The 19,460-nt window shown below is 66.5% G+C and carries 13 protein-coding genes and 1 pseudogene; 11 read left to right on the forward strand and 3 right to left on the reverse strand.

What is annotated here, in order from left to right:
- The first annotated feature begins 290 nt into the window (after positions 1-290).
- From IE302_RS17695 to IE302_RS43085, 4 genes are all read left to right on the forward strand, one after another.
- Positions 291-1,328 carry a transcriptional regulator gene (locus IE302_RS17695; RefSeq protein ID WP_191255574.1) on the forward strand — a complete coding sequence of 346 codons (1,038 nt, stop codon included), beginning with the start codon at positions 291-293 and terminating at the stop codon, positions 1,326-1,328.
- Entirely contained in the window at positions 1,318-2,082 is a 765-nt protein-coding gene (locus IE302_RS17700; protein ID WP_191255575.1) for a prevent-host-death protein, read from the forward strand. Before IE302_RS17695 ends, IE302_RS17700 begins: the two co-directional genes overlap by 11 nt.
- Before the next feature lie 592 nt (positions 2,083-2,674).
- Complete coding sequence (locus IE302_RS17705; protein WP_191255576.1) at positions 2,675-6,028, forward strand: type ISP restriction/modification enzyme; 3,354 nt, start codon at positions 2,675-2,677, stop codon at positions 6,026-6,028.
- 91 nt (positions 6,029-6,119) lie between these two features.
- On the forward strand, positions 6,120-6,248 hold the full coding sequence (locus IE302_RS43085) for a hypothetical protein (protein ID WP_268246759.1): 129 nt from the start codon (positions 6,120-6,122) through the stop codon (positions 6,246-6,248).
- On the opposite strand, the gene IE302_RS17715 is transcribed toward IE302_RS43085, so the two are convergent.
- Both IE302_RS17715 and msrA read right to left on the reverse strand, forming a co-directional pair.
- On the reverse strand, positions 6,219-6,689 hold the full coding sequence (locus IE302_RS17715) for an MOSC domain-containing protein (RefSeq protein WP_191255577.1): 471 nt from the start codon (positions 6,687-6,689) through the stop codon (positions 6,219-6,221). The genes IE302_RS43085 and IE302_RS17715 overlap by 30 nt on opposite strands.
- A complete protein-coding gene (gene msrA / locus IE302_RS17720) occupies positions 6,668-7,162 on the reverse strand; it encodes a peptide-methionine (S)-S-oxide reductase MsrA (protein ID WP_229907815.1) in 495 nt (164 codons plus the stop codon). Before msrA ends, IE302_RS17715 begins: the two co-directional genes overlap by 22 nt.
- 108 nt (positions 7,163-7,270) lie before the next feature.
- Here msrA and IE302_RS17725 point away from each other — a divergent pair, with 108 nt between their 5' ends.
- From IE302_RS17725 to IE302_RS17745, 5 genes are all read left to right on the forward strand, one after another.
- Positions 7,271-7,600, forward strand: coding sequence for a hypothetical protein (locus IE302_RS17725; protein ID WP_191255579.1), 330 nt, complete (start codon positions 7,271-7,273; stop codon positions 7,598-7,600).
- 86 nt (positions 7,601-7,686) lie between these two features.
- Positions 7,687-9,180: a TIGR02677 family protein gene (locus IE302_RS17730; protein WP_191255580.1), complete on the forward strand. Its 1,494-nt coding sequence runs from the start codon at positions 7,687-7,689 to the stop codon at positions 9,178-9,180.
- Entirely contained in the window at positions 9,177-10,397 is a 1,221-nt protein-coding gene (locus IE302_RS17735) for a TIGR02678 family protein (protein ID WP_191255581.1), read from the forward strand. Before IE302_RS17730 ends, IE302_RS17735 begins: the two co-directional genes overlap by 4 nt.
- Positions 10,394-14,380, forward strand: a complete 3,987-nt coding sequence (locus tag IE302_RS17740) for a TIGR02680 family protein (RefSeq protein WP_191255582.1) — start codon at positions 10,394-10,396, stop codon at positions 14,378-14,380. Before IE302_RS17735 ends, IE302_RS17740 begins: the two co-directional genes overlap by 4 nt.
- Before the next feature lie 65 nt (positions 14,381-14,445).
- The gene (locus IE302_RS17745; RefSeq protein WP_229907816.1) at positions 14,446-17,460 is read left to right on the forward strand and encodes an AfsR/SARP family transcriptional regulator; all 3,015 of its coding nucleotides are present in this window, start codon (positions 14,446-14,448) and stop codon (positions 17,458-17,460) included.
- Between the two features lies 1 nt (position 17,461).
- Here IE302_RS17745 and IE302_RS17750 read toward each other — a convergent pair whose 3' ends face one another.
- The gene (locus tag IE302_RS17750; protein WP_191255583.1) at positions 17,462-17,893 is read right to left on the reverse strand and encodes a hypothetical protein; all 432 of its coding nucleotides are present in this window, start codon (positions 17,891-17,893) and stop codon (positions 17,462-17,464) included.
- 148 nt (positions 17,894-18,041) lie between these two features.
- Here IE302_RS17750 and IE302_RS17755 point away from each other — a divergent pair, with 148 nt between their 5' ends.
- Both IE302_RS17755 and IE302_RS17760 read left to right on the forward strand, forming a co-directional pair.
- Positions 18,042-18,926, forward strand: coding sequence for a DUF4394 domain-containing protein (locus IE302_RS17755; RefSeq protein ID WP_229907817.1), 885 nt, complete (start codon positions 18,042-18,044; stop codon positions 18,924-18,926).
- A 206-nt stretch (positions 18,927-19,132) separates the two neighbouring features.
- Positions 19,133-19,460, forward strand: a pseudogene (locus IE302_RS17760) (HNH endonuclease); the annotation flags it as partial.

A 19,460-nucleotide genomic window follows, 5' to 3' on the forward strand; every position in this document is an offset into this window, starting at 1 on the left:
CTACCCTCCGCTTCCAAGCTCCCACGATAAGGTAACACTGCGGCCACCTCAGTGTGATCGGTTTAACGCGGCTTAGTCGGCCTACGGGGCGACGGTGTTACTGCGACGGCCTGCCCGGTCCGCGGATGGCCGCCCCGTCGGAAACCCTCACACAGGAGTGCCAGTTTCAGCCGCCAGGGTTCAACCCATGAACCAGTTCAGCCTTGCCGTAGCCAGTCGTGTCGGGTGCCAAGCACTGGTGTTCGGCGTTCTCGCTTGACCGAACACCGAACACCTGCCACCATTGTGGCATGCCCGTCGACCATCGCGGCGCGATCGATGCCGCGGTCGCGGCATTCAACGCTGTCGGCGTCGCCGCAGTGCCCGCCGAAAAACGCTCAACAGCCGACCTGACAGTTGAGATAAACGGCGTGCTGCTGGACGTCGACGTCGAGGTTGCCGCGACGGTCACTCCGGATTCGCTAGCGAAGCAACTTCCCCGCTGGTCAGGCACACGTCCACAAGCCACTCCTGCCTCGTTGCTCGTCGCGGATCGGATCGTGGCTGCCGCCCGCCAGGTCCTCCGAGAGAACGGCTGGGGCTGGCTCGATCTCCGGGGCCACCTTCATTTGTCCGGCCCTGGGGTACTGGTCGACACAGCAGTCCCAGCGGCTCCCAAGGTCCACCGTCCGGTTGACCTGTTCGCTGGCAAAGTTGCCCTTGAGGTTGCTTGCGCTTTACTGCTCGCCCCTGAGCGTCCGGGTTCCGTCCGCCAGCTCGCACGAGATCTCAACCGGTCCCCCAGCTCGGTGTCCACGGTAGTGAACTCTCTGCGAGAAGCCCAGCTCATCGATTCCCAAGGACTCCCGGTGACACCGGATCTATTCTGGGAGGCGGCCGGCGCCTGGCGACCTGCAAGCATGACGATCGCGCGTATTGCGCTCCTCCACGACCCCACGATCAGTGCTGCATTGCACACTGGCTGGGATGAGCTGGAAACCGGCATCGGCTGGGCGCTCACCGACACGATGGCAGCTGCCGCCTACGGAGCGCCCGCCGGCGTCCGCGCCGGATATCCGCCAGACTTCTATGTCCCCGACACGACCACGGCACACCGAGCCGAAACGCTTCTGGGTAGACCGACATCCGTTGACGCCCGCGGGGCAACCATCCGGATCGCACCGGTGCCCCAGGTCTGCACTTTGCGATACACGGGCCCATCGGATGGGCCACCGTGGCCCCTCACACATCCACTATTCGTGGCTCTTGACCTGGCCACGGATCCCGGCCGCGGCCGGGAGATCCTCGAAGGCTGGAATCCACCTCAAGGGGAAACGCGTGTCTGGTGATCGACCCCGTGAAGTGGAACTCTTCGGTCCGCTCACGGCGTCCCTGGTCCAAGCGCTTCCTGAGATAGAACGGCGGCTCGATCGCAGGATCACGGTGGTCGGCGGCCTCGCGGTGCTATCACGCCTCGGCTCCGCCGCGCATCGGGTGACCACTGACGTCGACACCGTCAACCGGCGACTGGGCGGCGAGCCGGGCCAACTCGATGTCCTACTCGCCACCGGGGCTACCGCAGTCGATGGAGCCGGCGCAATGGTCGCCACACCGACAGGCGACGTTCGCGTGGATGTGCTTGAAGTCAGCGAGGACCAACTCAACGATCTCCCTGGGGATCCTACCGACCGGCTCTACGTGCTCAGCCACGACTGGGCACTGCGTTCAGCGACGCCACTGCATATTCGTGCCGCCGGTGGCGGCACCACGAGCGAACACACGGTTCACGTTGCCGAGCCAGGACCGCTCATTGCCACAAAACTGCAGGCGCTTCCGAACCGAGCAAGCGTCAAGGAAGCAACCGACTTGCTCGACATCGTCCGGCTCGCTCTCGACGATGAGACCGGATCGGTTGTTCGCGCGCAACTGTCAGCCGCCGATGTCCTGCTGAAACAGGACGCAGCTCTACACGTCGAACGATGGTTCGGGACAGCCGCCGAGCGCAGCTTGCGACTCATCAGGACAACACCCAGCGGCTCCGACACCACGCCGGACACGGTCGCCCTTGTCGGCGAACTCCTCCTGACCTCGCTCACGGGCTAGGTCTGTACAGCCATTGCACGTCAAGGCACGCCCGAACCCGAGAGCAAGTTCGACATGACCCATACCGTGACCCGAAGCTCGAACGAACCGCGTGATCGATGAGGTCACAGAGCTCTGTCGGGATACCGAAGTTGCAGGTAGAGGCCATAGTCAACGCTGTTGACCTCCCCCCTAAAGCGGGTGTCGCAGGTTCGGATCCTGCCGGGGGCACACTTGGCTTGCGGCTGCTTACCTCGCAGTGGAAACGCTGTCGACAGCTCAGGCCCACTCAGCCGAGTCCGACGACTATCACGTCTGCCCTGCGGGCCGAACAAAGCCAATCGGCGGATCGGTCGCCAGAGGTCCCGCCACCAGCGGGAACGATGAAGCTAAATGATCTTGCGCCCACATGTCCGAAGTCAGCCGAAAGCCCGAGAAGTTGATCAAAGGACAGTCGCGTCCGTGGACCATTTGGTCGGATGCCTACAGGTAGGCAGGCCAGCACGCGACAGAGCCCAGCCCAAGATTCACGCCAACGACCTCTTGGTAGTTGCCACGGACTCAGTCATTCTGGAATGCGCACGGCTTCAGCGAACGAGTTCGGGGAGCTCTCATGCCAGACGCACTGGGTCGGCGCAAACGCAGCGAAAGACGGCTTCCCGATACCAAAACACAGAGTTTGGTAATCGAAGCCGTAACCGACTTCGGAAGAATGGTCGCCGAGAAACTTGGCCGAGGCGGCCAAGAAGAAGATCAACTCCGTGGCCCGGTCGAGATTCTGCTGAGACGGTTGAGCGTCCACATCGGCCTCGACGCAGTCGCTTATGGCGAAGTCGACCTGAAAGACATTCGAGCACGCCCTGACTACGCGGTCGATGTCGGAAATTCAAGAATTGGGTACATCGAACTAAAGGCTCCCGGGCGAAATATTCCACCCGACTGGAGACCAAATAAGCGCGAAAAGGAACAATGGGAGAAACTGAAATCGCTTCCTAATATTATCTACACAGACGGAATCAACTGGAGACGGTTCAGTTTTGGTGAGCCAAGAGGTTCCGCCGTCCGCCTCGCCGGCAGCTTGACCAACAGCCGCAACCCGCTCCACCCTGAAGATCACAAGTTTGAACTGCTAGTTCGAGAGTTCTTACTCTGGGAGCCAGAACAGCCACGAACACTGATGAACCTGATCAAGATAACCGCCGGCCTCTGCCGCCTTCTTCGGGACGAAGTAGAAGCGATTTTAGGTGCAGCGCCCCAACATGCCGCGTATGACGACTTGACACTCCTTGCCGATGACTGGCGCGACCTACTATTCCCCGATCTCGACGATGGGACTTTCAGTGACGCCTATGCTCAAACCGTAACTTTTGCAATGCTTCTTGCTCGCATCAATGGAATCAACTTTGACAACACGCCCGTTCATGAAATCGCACGCCAACTCGGGAAGAAACATTCTTTAATTGGCAAATCTTTTGCAGTTCTGACCGATAATGAATCCACTGAAGAGCTTCGCATAGTCGAGACACTTCGTCGCGTTATCGGCGCCGTCGACTGGGCGAAGTTCGACGATGGAAAAACTAATATTTACATCGAACTATACGAACAGTTTCTTGCAGAGTATGACGCCAAACTCCGCAAAAAAAGTGGCTCCTACTACACCCCTGAGCCCGTAGCTCGTTTTATGGTCGACTTTGTCGACGAGATCCTGCGTAAGCGCTTAAAGCGGCCCTGGGGATTCGCAGCAGACGATGTAGTTGTCGTAGACCCAGCAATGGGAACAGGAACATTTTTGGTCGAAGTTATTCGAGCTGTTGCCGACACTATCGATGAAAAGCAAGGCGAGGGAGCCAGACCGGCACGTCTTCGCGAACTTTTCCAAAAGCGTCTTGTCGGGTTCGAACGCCAGGTTGCTCCTTATGCAGTCGCCGAACTCCGCCTTCATCAAGCACTGAAAATGAGGTTCAACACCGACATTCCACGCACCGAAGCAAGGTTTCTGACAGATGCATTGGAGAACCCCGAGGCACAACAAGGTCGCATTCGTTCCGCATACAAGATCATTGAACGGTCACGTGCCGAAGCGAACAGAATAAAGCGTGAAGCCCAAGTCATGGTGATAATCGGAAACCCTCCGCACGTTGAAAATGCAAGGGGACACGCCTCGTGGATTGAGGATCGCCGCAAGGCGGGACCACCCTCTTATTCCGCTAATCTCAGACGACCGTCCCTAGACGAGTTCCGCGCAGCGGGACAGGGGCGATACGAGTCTGATCTCCACGCTCTTCACTGGTACTTTTGGCGCTGGGCACTCTGGAAAGTTTTTGACGCACACCAGGATCAGCCGACAGGAATAGTTGCCTTTGTTACGCCCTCCAGTTACACCACAGGCAAGGCATTTGCCGGGATGCGCGAGTACCTAAGGCGCACATGTGATGAAGGCTGGATAATTAACGTTTCCCCCGAAGGGAATAGATCCAACACGAGCACAAGGATATTTGGAGACGTTCAGCGACAACTTTGCATCGGAGTCTTCGCACGGTACGGTTCCCTTGACAGAAATAACGCCGCCGATGTTCATTTCCTGTCTGTCAGTGGCACACAACTGGAGAAGTTCAACGATCTTCAGTCAGTACGGCTTGACATTTCGCGCTGGAAGAAGTGTTCGAATGGTTGGCAACTTCCATTTCTTCCTCGTGAGGAAACAGCCTGGGATAGTTATCCGCAGCTGTGTGATCTAATGCCATGGACAGCGCGCGGAGTGACCACTGGGCGAGCGTGGGTTTACGCTCCAGATCCTCACACACTGAGTCAAAGGTGGAGTACTCTCATTCGAGCAGATACTGAGCGTCGACGCATCTTATTCAACGAGGCAAGAGATCGCAACGTACACAGTATCGTAGCACCGCTTCCTGGTTTCACCGGGATTACGCGGAGTATCGCCGAAGAGGACGGAGAAGTACCAGACCCTGTTCGCGTCGGATACCGATCGTTCGATCGACAATGGATCATTCCTGACAACCGACTTATGGCCGTGGCACGACCACCTTTATGGGCAGTGCGTTCGGACAGGCAGGTCTACATCACAGAGCAAAATTCGCATCCAATCAACGTGGGGCCAGGGATTACATTTACTTCCCTAATTCCTGACCTACACCACTACAATGTACGTGCCGGGCGCGTACTTCCTCTCTACCGAGACGCTGGGGCCATCTCGGGGAACTTTTCTCCTGGATTGATCGAACTTCTCAAGAAAAAACTGCGTATCGAAGTATCCGGCGAAGACTTACTAGCATACATTGCGGCTGTCGCAGCACATTCAGGCTACACTGCCAAGTTCCGAAAAGAGCTTCAGAGGCCAGGAATACGCATCCCTCTCACTACCTCGCGGACAACGTGGAACAAGGCCGTTGAATTAGGCAGGAACGTAGTGTGGCTTCATACCTACGGCGAACGTTATGTCGACAATTCAGCGAACCGACCCAACGGATTACTCGAGCTGGTCGAGCGAACCGGACCCAGAGTAATGATTCCCATTCCTGACACATCCGATGAAATGCCGAATGACTTTTTCTACGAGCCTGAAAGCCAGACACTACACTTGGGAGCCGGCCAGATCAGCCCGATATCCAAGGCCGCTTTTGAGTACGAAGTAAGCGGCCTAAAGGTTGTTCGAAAATGGATCGACTACAGGCTCGCGCAACCTCGCCACAAACGTAGGACGTCCCCTCTCGATGACATCAACTGCTCCAACTGGACGCGACAATTCACAGACGAGCTACTGATGCTTCTGACCATACTCGAAAACTGTATAAAACTGGAGCACGAACAAGAAGCCATACTCGAAGAAATCCTGCACAAAGAACTTGTCGACACAAAAGATCTGCAAGATTCCGGAGTGCTACCGGCACCCGTGGCTATGACCAAGCCACCTCGTATCGACGATGCCGAGAAGCCGCATCTCTTCTGAATCTCAATAATTACAGCAGCCTCATTGCTGGACGGGACGGCTGGCCAATTGAACTTGAAGATAAAGTCAATGCTGCCACCCCGCTGTTTCGATGGCTCGATTCAGGGCCGACGCGCTGCTCGCACCACTGGCCGCAGCGCAGTACGTCTACCAGCGGCAAAGCATGACGCCTGAGCAGATCAAAGCGGGGCTACGAGATCTCTACCGGACCGACACGTAGGACGCCGTCATCAAGCGGCACGCAGCGCTTTCCGCCGCGGCCTCGCAGAGCAGCAAAAGTGCCGCGAGGGTAGACGACGTCTATCCACCCGCAGGGGTTCGCGGGCCGGTGCACCTCGAAGCGCACCGGACCGTCGCCCGAGTTCAAAACAAGAACAGAGCCCCGAGGCAGAGCGTCCACATCGAAGCCCGAAAGCACGATGTTCCGCCGAGCCAGCAGCGGATCGCCGGGTACGGACGCGGAGAAGAGCGTCACCGCGGCCGAGCGATGGGCGGGGTGGTTGAAGTACCGATCCCCCACCAGCCCCAGTCCCGCGCGCACCTCGACGAGGTCGCGCGAGACCGGCAGCGGGTCCGGACGAGGGCCGTCAGAAGGACGGCCCTCGTAGGCGTGCACGGGCGAGACGTGCAGCGCGACGATCAGCGCTCGCCGAGTTGCCATTCCGGCCGCACGTAGTGGCAGGTGTAGCCGTTCGGGATGCGCTCCAGGTAGTCCTGGTGCTCGGGCTCGGCTTCCCAGAAGTCGCCGGCCTGGGTCACCTCGGTGACGACCTTGCCCGGCCACTTGCCGGAGGCGTCGACGTCGGCGATCGTCTGTTCGGCGACCTGCTTCTGCGTGTCGTCGGTGTAGTAGATCGCCGACCGGTAGCTCGTGCCGATGTCGTTGCCCTGTCGGTTCCGGGTCGTCGGGTCGTGGATCTGGAAGAAGAACTCCAGGATCTGCCGATACGACAGCTGGGCCGGGTCGAAGACGATCTCGATGCCTTCGGCGTGCGAGCCGTGGTTGCGGTAGGTCGCGTTCGGCACGTCGCCGCCGGTGTAGCCGACCCTGGTGGAGACGACTCCGGGGTGCCGGCGGAACAGGTCCTGCATGCCCCAGAAGCAGCCGCCCGCGAGAACAGCCTTTTCCGTCACTGTTGATCTCCTCTGGTCGTTGACACCCAGTACAACGTGTCGGACCGTCCCTGTCATCCCCGTCCAAGTGTGACGGAACGCTTACGTCCGCCGTGCGTCTCACGCTAGGTGAAGCTCCTGCTCGCCGCCCTCGCCCTTCTCCTGCTCGCCGGCTGCGCAACGCCACCAGAAGCGCCGAAGCCCGAAGAGGCCTTCAAGTTCGGCGGGATCTCGATGCCCGCGAGCGGCGAGGTGCTGGACACGAAGTACGAGCGGGGCATCGACGTGATGTACCGCGTCGTCCTCACGCTTCCGGCCGAGGACGTTCCCAAGCTGCTCGCGGCGTCGGGCTTCGCACCCGGGGCCATGAAGGACGACCAGCTCATCGACGGTCGCCGCGTGTACCGCGAGGTCACCGTCGACGGGGCCACCGTCCACCTCAGCCTTTTCACCACGTGAGCACTCAGCGTGAAAAGGGCGGCCCGTTCAGCTTCGCCTGGGTGACCCCCTAACGTGTTACCCCACGCACATCCGCCGGAGGACACATGGATCCGTTCCGTGTACCGCCTGACCTGTTCCGTTTCACCGACGGCAGCAGATCCGGGCTCCCCCTGGCGATCCTGCACGCCTTCGGCGAGGCGAACGAGCGGCTGGAGACGGCGCTCGGGATCGACGACGTCCGCACGGAGCTGCGGGCGGTCGGCTGGCTGGAGACGCTGGCCGACGAGGACCTGGTCAGCGCGCTGGACCAGTTGCGGAACGACAAGCTCCTCGACGTCGTCCAGAGCCACGCGGGCGATTACCGGACGGCGTCCGAGTACGAGCGCCGCAATCTCCAGTACTCACTGACCAGGCTGGGCGAAGCGGCGTACGCGGGCGTGGTCCGCGCGCACGAGGTGCTCAACGCCACCGGCGCGTTGCAGACGGCCACGCTCGAAGCGCTGGGTGAGCGGCTCGGGGAGCTCGCGAAGCAGCTCGAAGACGGCACCGACAGGCGCGTGTTCGGCACGCTCACCGAGGTCGAGAGCCATCTTGAGGCGTTCCGGGACAACACGAAGCGCTTCAACGGCGACCTCCAGCGCCTTCTGCACGCCGAAGCCGACCTCGCGACGTTTCACGAGGTCAAGGCGTCCACGGTCGCCTACCTCCAAGAGTTCCTGAACGACCTGGAGCACCACACCCACACGATCGCCACCCGCATCAAGGAGATCGACGACCACGGCATCGACCGCGTGCACCGGCGGGCGTTGAACGGCGCGACCCTGCAAAGCCCGGATCAGCGCTGGTTGCGGACGCGCAAGGCCCGCTGGGACGGGCTTCGCGCGTGGTTCCTGCCCGAGGACGGCGCGACGCCGCGTGTCGAGGACCTCCATCAGGTCGCGCGGCGGGCGATCATCACGCTCCTCCAAGTACTCGACCGGATCACCGAGTCGCGGCGGCGGGCGAGCAGCGCGGTCGCGGACTTCCGCGAGCTGGCGCGGTGGTTCACCGTCGTCCCGGCTCAGGAGGACCTGCATCGCCTGTGGTCCACGATGTTCGGGCTGAGTTCCGCGCGGCACGCGCATCTCGCCCACGCGGACCCGGAAGTGGTCAGCACGACGGCGTCGTGGCTCGACGCGCCGCCGGTGGAGGTCTCCGAACTGCTCCGGTCCGCGGGCCGCACCGAGCGGTTCACCAAGACCGGCAGGGTCCGCGACGTCACCGAGATCAGGGCCGCGAGAGCGGTGCGAGCCCTGGAAGAGCGCGCCGAACTCGAAGCGGCGTGGAGCATGCTCGACACCGGCGGGGTCGTGCGGCTTTCGGCGTTCGAGAAGCTGGACCACACCGTTTTCGAGCGGCTGCTGGACCTGCTGGGCCAGGCACTGGGCACCGCCGTCGGCGCGGACGGCACCCGGCGGAGCACGACGTCCGACGGGCAGATCGAGATCGTCCTCCGGCCGCCACCGCGCGGGGCGGTCGCGCGCCTGACCACCACGAGCGGCGTCTTCCGCGGCCCCGACTACGAGATCGAGATCAGCACGGCCGGAGGCGGTGCGTGAGCCTCACGAACCAACTGGTCATCGCGGAGCGCGAAGAGGTCGCACGCGGGATCCGGGCCCTGCTGGCCACCCCGCTGATCGGCGAACGCGGCTCCCCCGAGATCTTCGACCTCATCCGGCGCCGCCGCGAACCCATCCGGCAGTGGTTCGAGTACTACTGCGGCTGGACACTCACCGTCGAACCCCGGCTCGGCTACGCCCGGCTGGTCAAGGTCCGCGCCGCAGCCGACCCGAGCCGTCCCGCCCGGCGGCTGCGGTCCGGGCGCGCGGCGTTCGACCGCCGCCGCTACGTCCTGCTGTGCGTGGCGGCGGCCGAACTCCTGACGGTGCCGGTGACCACCATTCGCCTGCTCGCCGACCGCGTCGCCAGGGCCAGCGCCGCGGACGACCTCGTCACGGCGTTCGACACCGGCTCCCGCGCCGAGCGGCTCGCGTTCGTGGACGTCCTCAAGCTGCTGGAGTCCTACGGCGTCCTCGAAACCGCCGACGGCGACGCCGAGTCCTTTGTGGACGACACGACCGCGAAGGTGCTGTTCCGCGTCGACGCGACCCTGTTGCTGCGGATGCTGGCCGCGCCGGTCGGCCCCTCGCAGCTCGCCGTGCCCGCCGACGACGTCGCGCTGCGGTTCGAGGAACTGCTGGAGGCGGTGTCGCACGAGCAGCGCTACGGCCTCTCGTCGGGCCGCCACGAGGACACGCCGAGCGCGTCCGACGTCCAGCGGAACCTGTGGCTCCGGCACACCGTCTTCCGCCGTCTCGTGGACGACCCGGTGCTGTACTTCGCCGAACTGACCGCCGAGGAGCGCGCGTACCTCGGCTCGCCGACCGGGCGCCAGTTGCTGCGACGCGCCGCCGAACAGGGCGGTTTCGTCCTCGAAGAACGCGCGGAGGGCCTGCTGCTCGTCGACGTCGACGGCCTGTCGACCGACGAACGCTTCCCGGACGACGGCAGCAACGCCAAGGTCGCCGCGCTCCTGCTGCTCGACGCGCTGGACGAGCCGCGGACGACCGATTACCTGCGCAACGCCACCGCCAAGCTGCTGAAACGCTTCCCGCGGTGGGCCAAGACCTACCGGGGCAAGGACGGCGTGCGAAGGCTGACCGTCGACGCGCTCGCCGTGCTGACCGGTTTCGGGCTGGTCCGCACCGAAGCCGAACTCGTCCGGCCGCTCCCGGCCGCCGCGAGGTACACCGACCGAAACGAGGAGGCGCCGTGACCGTGACGAGGTGGGTCCCGTCCCGCGCGGGCATCCTCAACATCTGGCGCTACTACGACGAGATCTTCGAGTTCCACGACGGGCGCCTGCTGCTGCGCGGCCCCAACGGGAGTGGGAAGTCCAAGGCGCTGGAGCTGCTGCTGCCGTTCCTGTTCGACGCGAGCCTGCGCGCGAACCGGCTGTCGACCTTCGGCACGAGCGAACGCAGCATGCACTGGAACCTGATGGGCGAGGGCGCGTCCGGCGCCACGCGGGTCGGGTTCGTCTGGCTCGAATTCGGCATGGCCGGGGACAAGTGGTTCACCTGCGGCGCGCGACTGCAGGCGAGCACGCACACCAGCACGGTGCACGCCGACTTCTTCACCACCGACCTGCGTGTCGGTGACGGCCTTCCGCTGGTCAACGAGGCGGGCCAGCCGCTGACCAAGAACGCGCTGGAGGAGGCCCTCGGCGAGCAGGGGACCGTGCACGCCGGCGCGGCCGAGTACCGCGCAGAGATCCGCGCGAAGCTGTTCCCCACCCTGAGCGAGCAGCGGTACGACGCGCTGATCACCGCGCTGCTTCAGCTGCGGATGCCCAAACTCTCGCAGCGGCTCGACCCGAGCCTGCTGTCCAACCTGCTCTCCCGCGCGCTCCCGCCGCTGGGACAGCAGGAGATCGCGGATCTCGCCGAGGGCTTCGAACGGCTCGACGCGCAGCGTGAACGACTGGGCTCGCTGGAGACCGAGGTCGACGCGACCCGCGCGCTCGCCGCGCGGCAGAAGACCTACGCCCAGCGTGTCCTGCGCGCGGGCGCCGCGAACCTCATCTCAGCGACCACCGAACTCGACGACCTCGCCGCGGCCGCCCGCCGTTCGGCCGAGGAGCACGACGAGGTCGCCGCGAAGAAGGAGGCCGCCGAGGAACGCGCGGCGAAGCTCGAAAAGGACGTCGAGGAGACCGAAGCCCGTCTCGCCGGGCTGACCGAGTCCGAGTCGTACCGAAAGGGCCAGGAGCTCGACAAGCTGCGGCAGCGGACACTGGCCGCGAAGGAGAAGGCGGAATCGCTCCGCGCCGACGCCGATCGCCTGCGGGCCGAGGCGGACGCCGACGAGGAGCGGTCGCGGGCGGCGAAACAGGTCGCGAAACGGCAGGCCGACCTCGTCCGCGCTCAGGAGACCGAGGTCCGCTCCGCCGCGACCCGCGCGAATCTGGCCGGGGTGCACGACGAACTCGTCTCCGGGCTGGACGAACCCGTGCGGCTCCGTCCGTTGCTGCAGGCCGCCGTCCGCGGCAAGCGCGACCAGGCCGAGACCGTCGGCCGGGCGCTGGACAAGCACGAACGCGCCGTCGGCCGCCGTCACCAGGCTGAGGCGGATCTGGACCGGGTCCGGTCGGATTTCGCGGCCGCGCAGGAGAAACTGGACCTGACGACGGCGACCCGCGAGCTCGCGCTGAGCGATCTGCGCACCCGGCTCGCCGAATGGGCGATCGGCTGCCGCGAGCTGCGGTTCCCCGACGTGGAAGCGCTCGTGCGGGACGCCGAGTCGGAGGTCTCGCTGCTCGGCAGGATCAGCGCGGTCGCCGAGACCGTGCTCGAAGACATCATCCGGCGCGAGTCGGCGACCAGCGCCGCGATCGCCACCGCGCGCGCCGAGCACGACGAACTCCTCGTCGAGGCGGGTGTGCTCGAAACGGAGGACGTCCTCAAGCCCGAGTCGCCGCGCACCCGCACCGCCGACCGGGCCGAGATGAGCGGCGCGCCGTTGTGGCGGCTGGTCGATTTCGCCGGCTCCGTCCCGGAAAGCGCGCACGCCGGCATCGAGGCCGCGCTCGAGGGCGCCGGTCTGCTGGACGCCTGGGTGAACTCCCACGGGGTCGTCGAGGGGCATGACGTGCTCTTGGAGACCGGGTCGCTGCCGATCGCGTCTCCCCGTTCGCTCGCCGACGTCCTCGTCCCGGAACCCGACGCGGAACTCTCGCCCGCGAAGGTCCGGCGGGTGCTGGAGGTGATCGCGTTCGACGACGTCCTCCCCGCCGGTCCCGCCGCGATCGGCGCGGACGGCGGCTGGCGGATGGGCAGCCTGTCGGGCAGCTGGACGAAGGACGCCCCGGCCTACATCGGCGCTTCCGCCCGCCTGCGTGCCCGGGAACGCCGGATCGCCGGACTGCGGGACGAGATCTCCGTCCGGGAGAAGACCATCGCCGAACTGGAAGGCGAACTGGCCGCGCTGCGCGGCAGGCGCGAACTGATCAAGATCGAACGCGCCGCCCGCCCCGGTCACGAAGATCTCCTCGCCGCGACCGGGGAATTGACCACGGCCGAGGCCGATCTGACCGCCGCCGACGCCGCCGTCCGGCAGCTTGAGACGACGGTCTCCGCGCTGGAGTCCGAGGCCAAGACCGCCCTGCACGAGCTGACCGGCCAGGCGTCGGAGAGCGGGCTGCCGACCGAACGCGCGCCGCTGGCCGCGCTCGCCACGGCCCTGCGCACCTACTCCGACCAGGGCGAGAACTGGTTGTACGAGAACGGGAACCTGCTCACGGCGACCCAGCGGGCCGAGACGTTCGCCGAACAGGCGGACCGGTCCGAGGGGAACGCGGCCCGGCGCGAGGACGAGGCTTCCGAGGCGGAGGCCGAACGCACCAAGCTCACCGCGATGCTCGACGCGATCGAGGGATCCGTCGGCACCGGCCAGCGCGAAGTGCTCGCCGAGATCGACGGGCTGCGCACGAAACTGCGTGAGCTCTCGGGCGAGCTCCGCGCCGCGAACGCGCGCGCCAAGGAACTGGCCGTGTCGCTGGGCGCGCTCGGCGTCCGGCGCGCGACCGACGCGCGGGCCCGCGAGGACGCCGCCAAGAAGCAGGACGCCGCCGCGCTCCGGTTCCGAAAGCTCGCCACCGGGATCTTCCCGGCGGACGGCGGGATCGAGGACCTGCCGAAGTTCCAGGCCACCCTGTCCGCCTCCGACGGGGTGCGGTCGGCGCTCGACACGGCCCGCCTGGTGGCCGCGGCGTGGCCGTCCGTGCCGCACGCGACGGGCAACCTCGGCGAGGCGCTGCACCGGCTTTCCGAGGCGGTGCACACCTGCCGGAACACGCTCAGCTCGCGTGCGGAACTCGATCTGGAGACCGACGAGGACGTCCAGATCTTCACCGCCGTCGTCGACGGGCTGCGGGTCGGCGCGGCCGAGCTGCTGAAGATCCTTTACGCGGAAGCGGAACAGAGCAGGCACGAGATCACCGGCCGCGAGAGCGACCTGTTCGACAAGACGCTGACCGGCGAGACCCGCCGCCATCTCGCGGCCCGCATCCGGCAGGCCAACGACCTGGTCGACGGGATGAACGCGCGGCTGGAACGGGTGCGGACCGCGTCCCGGGTCGCCGTCCGGCTGGTCTGGCAGGTCTCCCCGGATCTGCCGCCGGGCACCAAGACCGCGCGGGACCTGCTGCTGAAGGATCCGGACCAGCTGACCACCGAGGACCGCGCGTCGCTGCACAAGTTCTTCCGCGAGCGCGTCGAGCAGGCGAAGGCGGACGACACCGCGACCAGCTGGGAACAGCAGCTCGCGCAGGTCTTCGACTACACGTCGTGGCACCGGTTCGTGGTCAAGGTGGACCGCGCGAACGGGGCGGGCTGGCAGCTGCTGACCAAGAAGCTGCACGGCGCGCTTTCCGGCGGGGAGAAGGCGATCGCGCTGCACCTGCCGCTGTTCGCCGCCGTCGCCGCGCACTATCAGGCCGCGCCCGAGGCACCGAGGGTGATCCTGCTCGACGAGGTGTTCGTCGGCGTCGACACCACCAACCGGGGGCAGGTGTTCGGCCTGCTGTCCGCGCTCGACCTCGACCTGATGCTGACGTCGGACCACGAATGGTGCACCTACGCCGAACTCGGCGGGGTCGGGATCCATCAGCTCATCACCGGCGGCGACGGCGACGACGCGGTCACCACAGCCCGGTTCACCTGGAACGGGCACGACCTCCTGCCTGCCGAACCGCGTTAGCCTGAGCGGCCCAAAAGCCGGGCCCTTCCTTGTGCGGCGCGGGACGGCTCGCTACGTTCCTGCCGGTGGCGCCGACGGCTGTGCGGATCCAAGTGCTGGGTTCGTTGCGCGTATGGCTCGACGGCGCGGAAGTCGACCTCGGTCCACCGGGCCGCCGGGCCGTACTGGGTTTGCTGGTCCTGGCGGGCGGCGAGGCGACGTCCAAGCAGGACCTGGTGGACGCGCTCTGGGGTGACCGGCCGCCGCGCAGCGCGGTGAACGTCCTCCAGACCCACGTCAAACACCTGCGCCGGCTCCTCGAACCGGGCCGTCCGTCCCGGTCCGGGAGCGAGATCCTGCCGTATGGCGGCGGCGGGTACGCGCTGCGCTGGGACGCCGTCGAACTCGACCTGCCCCATGTCCGCTCGCTCGCCGCCGAGGCGAACGACGCCCAGCGCGACGGCGAGACGGCCCGTGCCGCGACCCTGCTCGGCGAGGCCCTGCGCTGGTGGCGAGGCAAGCCGCTGGCCGATATCCCTTCGCTCGCAACGCATCCGAAGGTCGTGGCGCTGGTCGCGGAACGCCGCGCGCTGCTCGCCAGGTACGGCGACGCGATGCTCGCCATCGGTGCCGCCGACGAGGTCTTGACCGAGCTTGTCGAGGCGGCCGCAGACCAGCCGCTGGACGAGCCCGCCCAGGCCCGGCTGATCCGCGCGTACCACGGCGCGGGTCAGCGGGCGACGGCTTTCCAGCTGTACCAGGAGGTTCGCGGGCGGCTCGTCGAAGAACTGGGGGTCGAACCCGGGGCCGAACTCCTCGCGGCGCACGCGGCCCTGCTCGACGAGGGGGAATCGCCGCCCGGTCCGCGTCCGGCCGCCCGGGTCCCCCGGCAGTTGCCCGCCGAACCGCCCGGCTTCACCGGCCGGGCCACCGAACTGTCCATTTTGGACGAATTGGTGCCGAGATCGGTCGGCTCCGGCGGCACGGTGGCGCTCGCGGCCGTCACGGGGCCCGCCGGCGCGGGGAAGACCGCGCTGGCCGTGCACTGGGCGCACCGGGTGAAGGACCGGTTCCCCGACGGGCAGTTCTACGCGAACCTGCGCGGTCATTCGCCCGGCCCGCCCGCGACCGCGCTCGAAGTGCTCACCCGGTTCCTGGCCGCGCTGGAGGTCCCCGCCGAACGCCTGCCCGCGGACACGGAGACCGCGTCCGCGCTGTACCGGACGCTGATGACCGACCGGAAAGCGTTGGTGGTGCTGGACAACGCGGTCGACGTGGACCAGATCCGGCCGCTGCTGCCCGCCGGGCCGGGCTGCCTGGTGCTGGTCACCGCCCGGGACCGGATGACCACCCTGGTCGCCCTGCACGGCGCCCGGCGGCTGATCCTGGGCATGCTGGATCCGGGCGAGGCGCTGGAGTTGCTCGCGCGGGTGCTCGGTTCCGGGTGGATCCGGGCCGAGCGCGAAGCGGCCGCCGAGATCGCCGGGCTGTGCGCGTACCTGCCGCTGGCGCTGAGGATCGCCGCGGCCAACCTCGCCGACAATCCCGGGAAGAGCGTCGGGGACTACGCCGTCGAGTTGCGCAAGGGCAACCTGCTCGCCGCGCTCACCGTGCCGGGTGACGAGCAGATCGCCGTCCGGACAGCTTTCGACCTGTCCTACGCGGCCTTGCCCGCCCAGACGCGCCGGGTCTTCCGGCTGCTGAGCCTGGTGCCGGGCAACGACATCGGCGTCGAAGCGGTCGAGGTCCTCACCGGCGTGGAGCGCGCGGAGGGGATCCTGGACGCGCTCGCGGGCGCGCACCTCGTCGAGCAGCACGCGCCGGGCCGGTACCACTTCCACGACCTGCTCCGCCGCTACGCCGCGGATCGGCTGACGTCGCGGGAATCCGCGGCCGAAAGCGGATCCGCCCGCCGCCGGTTGCACGAGTGGTATCTGCGCGGCGTCGACAGCGCGGCGAAAATCGTTTACCCGCACATGTTCCGGATCCCGCTGTCCGTACCTGACGGCCCGGCTCCCGCGGCCTCGAAGGAGAACGCGGCGGAATGGCTGGAGACCGAACTGTGCAACCTGGTCGCCGTCGCCGAAGACGCGGCGCGGCTGGGGCCGCGTCCGGTGGCCTGGCTGCTGGCCGACGCCCTGCGCGGCTACTTCTGGATGTCGTTGCGCCAGGTGGAATGGCGGGCGGCCGCGCGGGCCGCGCTGTCCGCCGCCGAGGACGAGGACGATCTCCGTGCCCGCGCCTCGGCCCTGTTCAGCCTCGCCGACTTGAGTTTCCGCCAGGGGCGGTACCGGGAGGCCGTCCGGCACTACACCGGCGCGCTCGTGCTCGCCCGGCGGGCGGGCCGGCTCGAAGCGCAGGCCGCGGTGCTGGGCAACCTCGGGTGCGTGTACTGGCAGTCCGGCCGGCTTCCGGCCGCCGCGGCGCGGTTCTCCCGGGCGCTGGAGTTGAGCAGGCGCGCCGGCAAACCCGCCGGGGAGGCCGTCGCGCTGGGCAATCTGGGGCTCGTCCATTGGGAGATGGGCGATCTGCTCGCGGCGGCGGAGCACTATGTCCAGGCTCTGCGCCGGTATCGCGGGATGGGTTCGCGCTACGGCGAGGCGATCAACCTGGCCAACCTCGGTCAGGTGCAGCACGCTCGCGGCCGGGCCACCGAGGCGGCGGGCCTGCTCGCCAAGGCGCTGGCCCTGCACCGCGAGGCCGGGAACCGCGCGGGCGAGGCGGAGACGCTCGGCAGGCTCGCCTCGGTGTACTGCGACCTCGGCCGGGTCACCGACGCGCTCGGCCACGCGCGCGACGGGCTTCGGCTCGCGCGCGAGACCGGCGAACCGCGCGGTGAGGGCGAAGCGCTCGTCGCGCTCGCGAGCGTGCATCAGCGCGCGGGTCACCGGCAGGACGCCGTCCGCCGGTACCGGCAGGCACTGGACCTGCTGCGGGAAACCGGCGACCGGTATCCCGAGGTCGACGCGCTCATCGGGCTCGCCACCGCCACCGGTGACGTCGGCCGGGCCCGGCAGGCGCTCGCGCTGGCAGGCCAGGCCGGCTACGGCGCGCTGCGGAAACGGGCGGCGGCCGCCGTCGAGTCGATCCTCCGCGCCTGATTCACGCCGGGTCGATGCCGCTGGTGACGGTGTACGCGCCCGACGGGGCGAAGCTGACGACCACCCACGGGTTGACGCCGTGTTCCTTGCCCGCGTTGTCGGCGCAGGAGAACTCGCTCATGTCGAAGGCGGTCCACGGGTCGCCTTCGCGTACGGGCTTCCGCAGCGACTCCTCGATCCTGCCGACCCAATTACAGGCCGGGACGTGCACCCGCGGGGTCACCGACGGCTCGACCCAGACGACCGTCCCGCCGTCCGCGCACCACGCGAGGTCGTAGGTATAGGTCCACCTCCCGGGATCTTCGAGTACGACCGGTTTGATGGTCTTGACGCCGGACGCGCACGGCCGCGCGGCGCTCGCTTCGTCGGCGCCCGCGAACGTGAGCCCGGCGCACAGGACCACCGAACCGGCGAGCACGTTCTTGATCGTCATCGCTCCCCCTGAATCCTTTGTCCTTCCACTGTTCCGCCGCTTCCCACCGCCCGCAAGCGCCCGGACGCCGGATCCAATCGACGTCCAATGGCCGTCCAGTGCGGCCGAATAGCTTGTGAGCGCACTGTTTCCGGTGAGGGGAGTACGGATGATGAGGGCACGACTCAAGAAGGTTCTGATCGCGGCGGCCACCACGGTGACCGTCGCGGCGTCGCTCGTCGTCGGCGGCGCGGGCACGAGTTCGGCGCAACCCGCGAAGCTGCCGACGTTCGCCATCTCGACGGACGGCAAGCTGATGGCCTCCTTCTACGCCAACCAGCCCCAGGTACTCAACTGGGTCCGGCTGGTCAAGGGGCTCGTCTGCGGGGAAACGTACCTGATCGGCATCGACTTCCGGGTACAGGACGGCCTGCTGTACGGCGTGGGGAACAAGGGCTGCATCTACACGATCTCGACCCCGCCCGCGACGCCGAAATCGAAGGCGGACGACGTCACCGTCACGAAGGTCTCGCAGCTCACCATTGCGTTGGACGGCGCGAACTTCGGTGTCGACTTCAACCCGGCCGCCGACCGGCTCCGGGTGATCAGCGACACCGGCCAGAACCTGCGGCACAACCTCCGTGACGTCACGATCGCGGACTCCGCGCTGACCACACCGCCCACTCCGGGGCCGACCACCGGGGTCACGGCCGCCGCCTACACGAACAACGATCTCAACCCCGACACCGCCACCACGTTGTTCGACATCGGCACGGCCACCGACCAGGTGCTCATCCAGTCGCCCGCCAACGCCGGGCTCCTGGTCCCGACCGGGGCGCTCGGAGTCGACACCGGCCCGATCGCGGGCTTCGACATCTTCAGCGATCTGACCTACGGCAAGACGACGTCGGTGACCGCGTTCGCCGTGCTCAACCCGCCTTCAGGCTCGCCGTCGACGTTCTACACCGTCAACCTGCTGACGGGCGCGGCGAGCAAGGTCGGCGATTTCCCGCTGCCGATCGGGGACATCGCGGTCGCACTCGACAAGAACTGAACTGGGTGAGCTGTTCGGTGTTCGGCCAACGGTCCTGGCCGAACACCGAACACTCGTACTGCCGGTTGCTCATTACCGGAAATCGGCGATGTCTTGCGGTGTCTGCGTGATCGGAAACTGTCGGTGGTCGGTCGTATGTTGCTCGGGTGGACACACGCGAAGCCACACCTGTGGCATTACTCGAAAAACTCACTGAACCCGGAAGTCTGGAGCCGGTCAACGCTGCCGTCTTCTCTTTGGACGACGCCGATTGTGTTGCTGTTGCGCAGGCGGCGTCGGCGGGGATCGCGCAGCTGGAGGCGGTCCGGTTCCGGGCGATCGCTCAGCTGAACCGGCACCGCGACAGTGCGCGGAGTGTGACACAGGAGGTCGCGCTCGAACTGTCTCTTGTGGACAATCACGCGGGTGCGATGGTCGCCGCCGCCGACGCGTTGACCACCCGTCTGCCCCGCACCCTGGGACTGATGGACCAGGGAAAGCTGGCCGGGTTCAGCGCGATGAAAGTCGCCGCGGCCACCGCCTGGCTGTCGGACG

It is taken from the genome of Amycolatopsis oliviviridis (assembly GCF_014654365.1).
In the GTDB taxonomy this organism is placed as follows: Bacteria; Actinomycetota; Actinomycetes; order Mycobacteriales; family Pseudonocardiaceae; genus Amycolatopsis; species Amycolatopsis oliviviridis.

Excerpts from the sequence above, each read along its gene's own strand:
- IE302_RS17695 (WP_191255574.1), top strand. The coding sequence starts at position 291 with ATGCCCGTCGACCATCGCGGCGCGATCGATGCCGCGGTCGCGGCATTC.
- IE302_RS17705 (WP_191255576.1), top strand. The coding sequence starts at position 2,675 with ATGCCAGACGCACTGGGTCGGCGCAAACGCAGCGAAAGACGGCTTCCC.
- IE302_RS43085 (WP_268246759.1), top strand. The coding sequence starts at position 6,120 with ATGGCTCGATTCAGGGCCGACGCGCTGCTCGCACCACTGGCCGCAGCG.
- IE302_RS17715 (WP_191255577.1), bottom strand. The coding sequence starts at position 6,689 with ATGGCAACTCGGCGAGCGCTGATCGTCGCGCTGCACGTCTCGCCCGTG.
- IE302_RS17730 (WP_191255580.1), top strand. The coding sequence starts at position 7,687 with ATGGATCCGTTCCGTGTACCGCCTGACCTGTTCCGTTTCACCGACGGC.
- IE302_RS17750 (WP_191255583.1), bottom strand. The coding sequence starts at position 17,893 with ATGACGATCAAGAACGTGCTCGCCGGTTCGGTGGTCCTGTGCGCCGGG.
- IE302_RS17755 (WP_229907817.1), top strand. The coding sequence starts at position 18,042 with ATGATGAGGGCACGACTCAAGAAGGTTCTGATCGCGGCGGCCACCACG.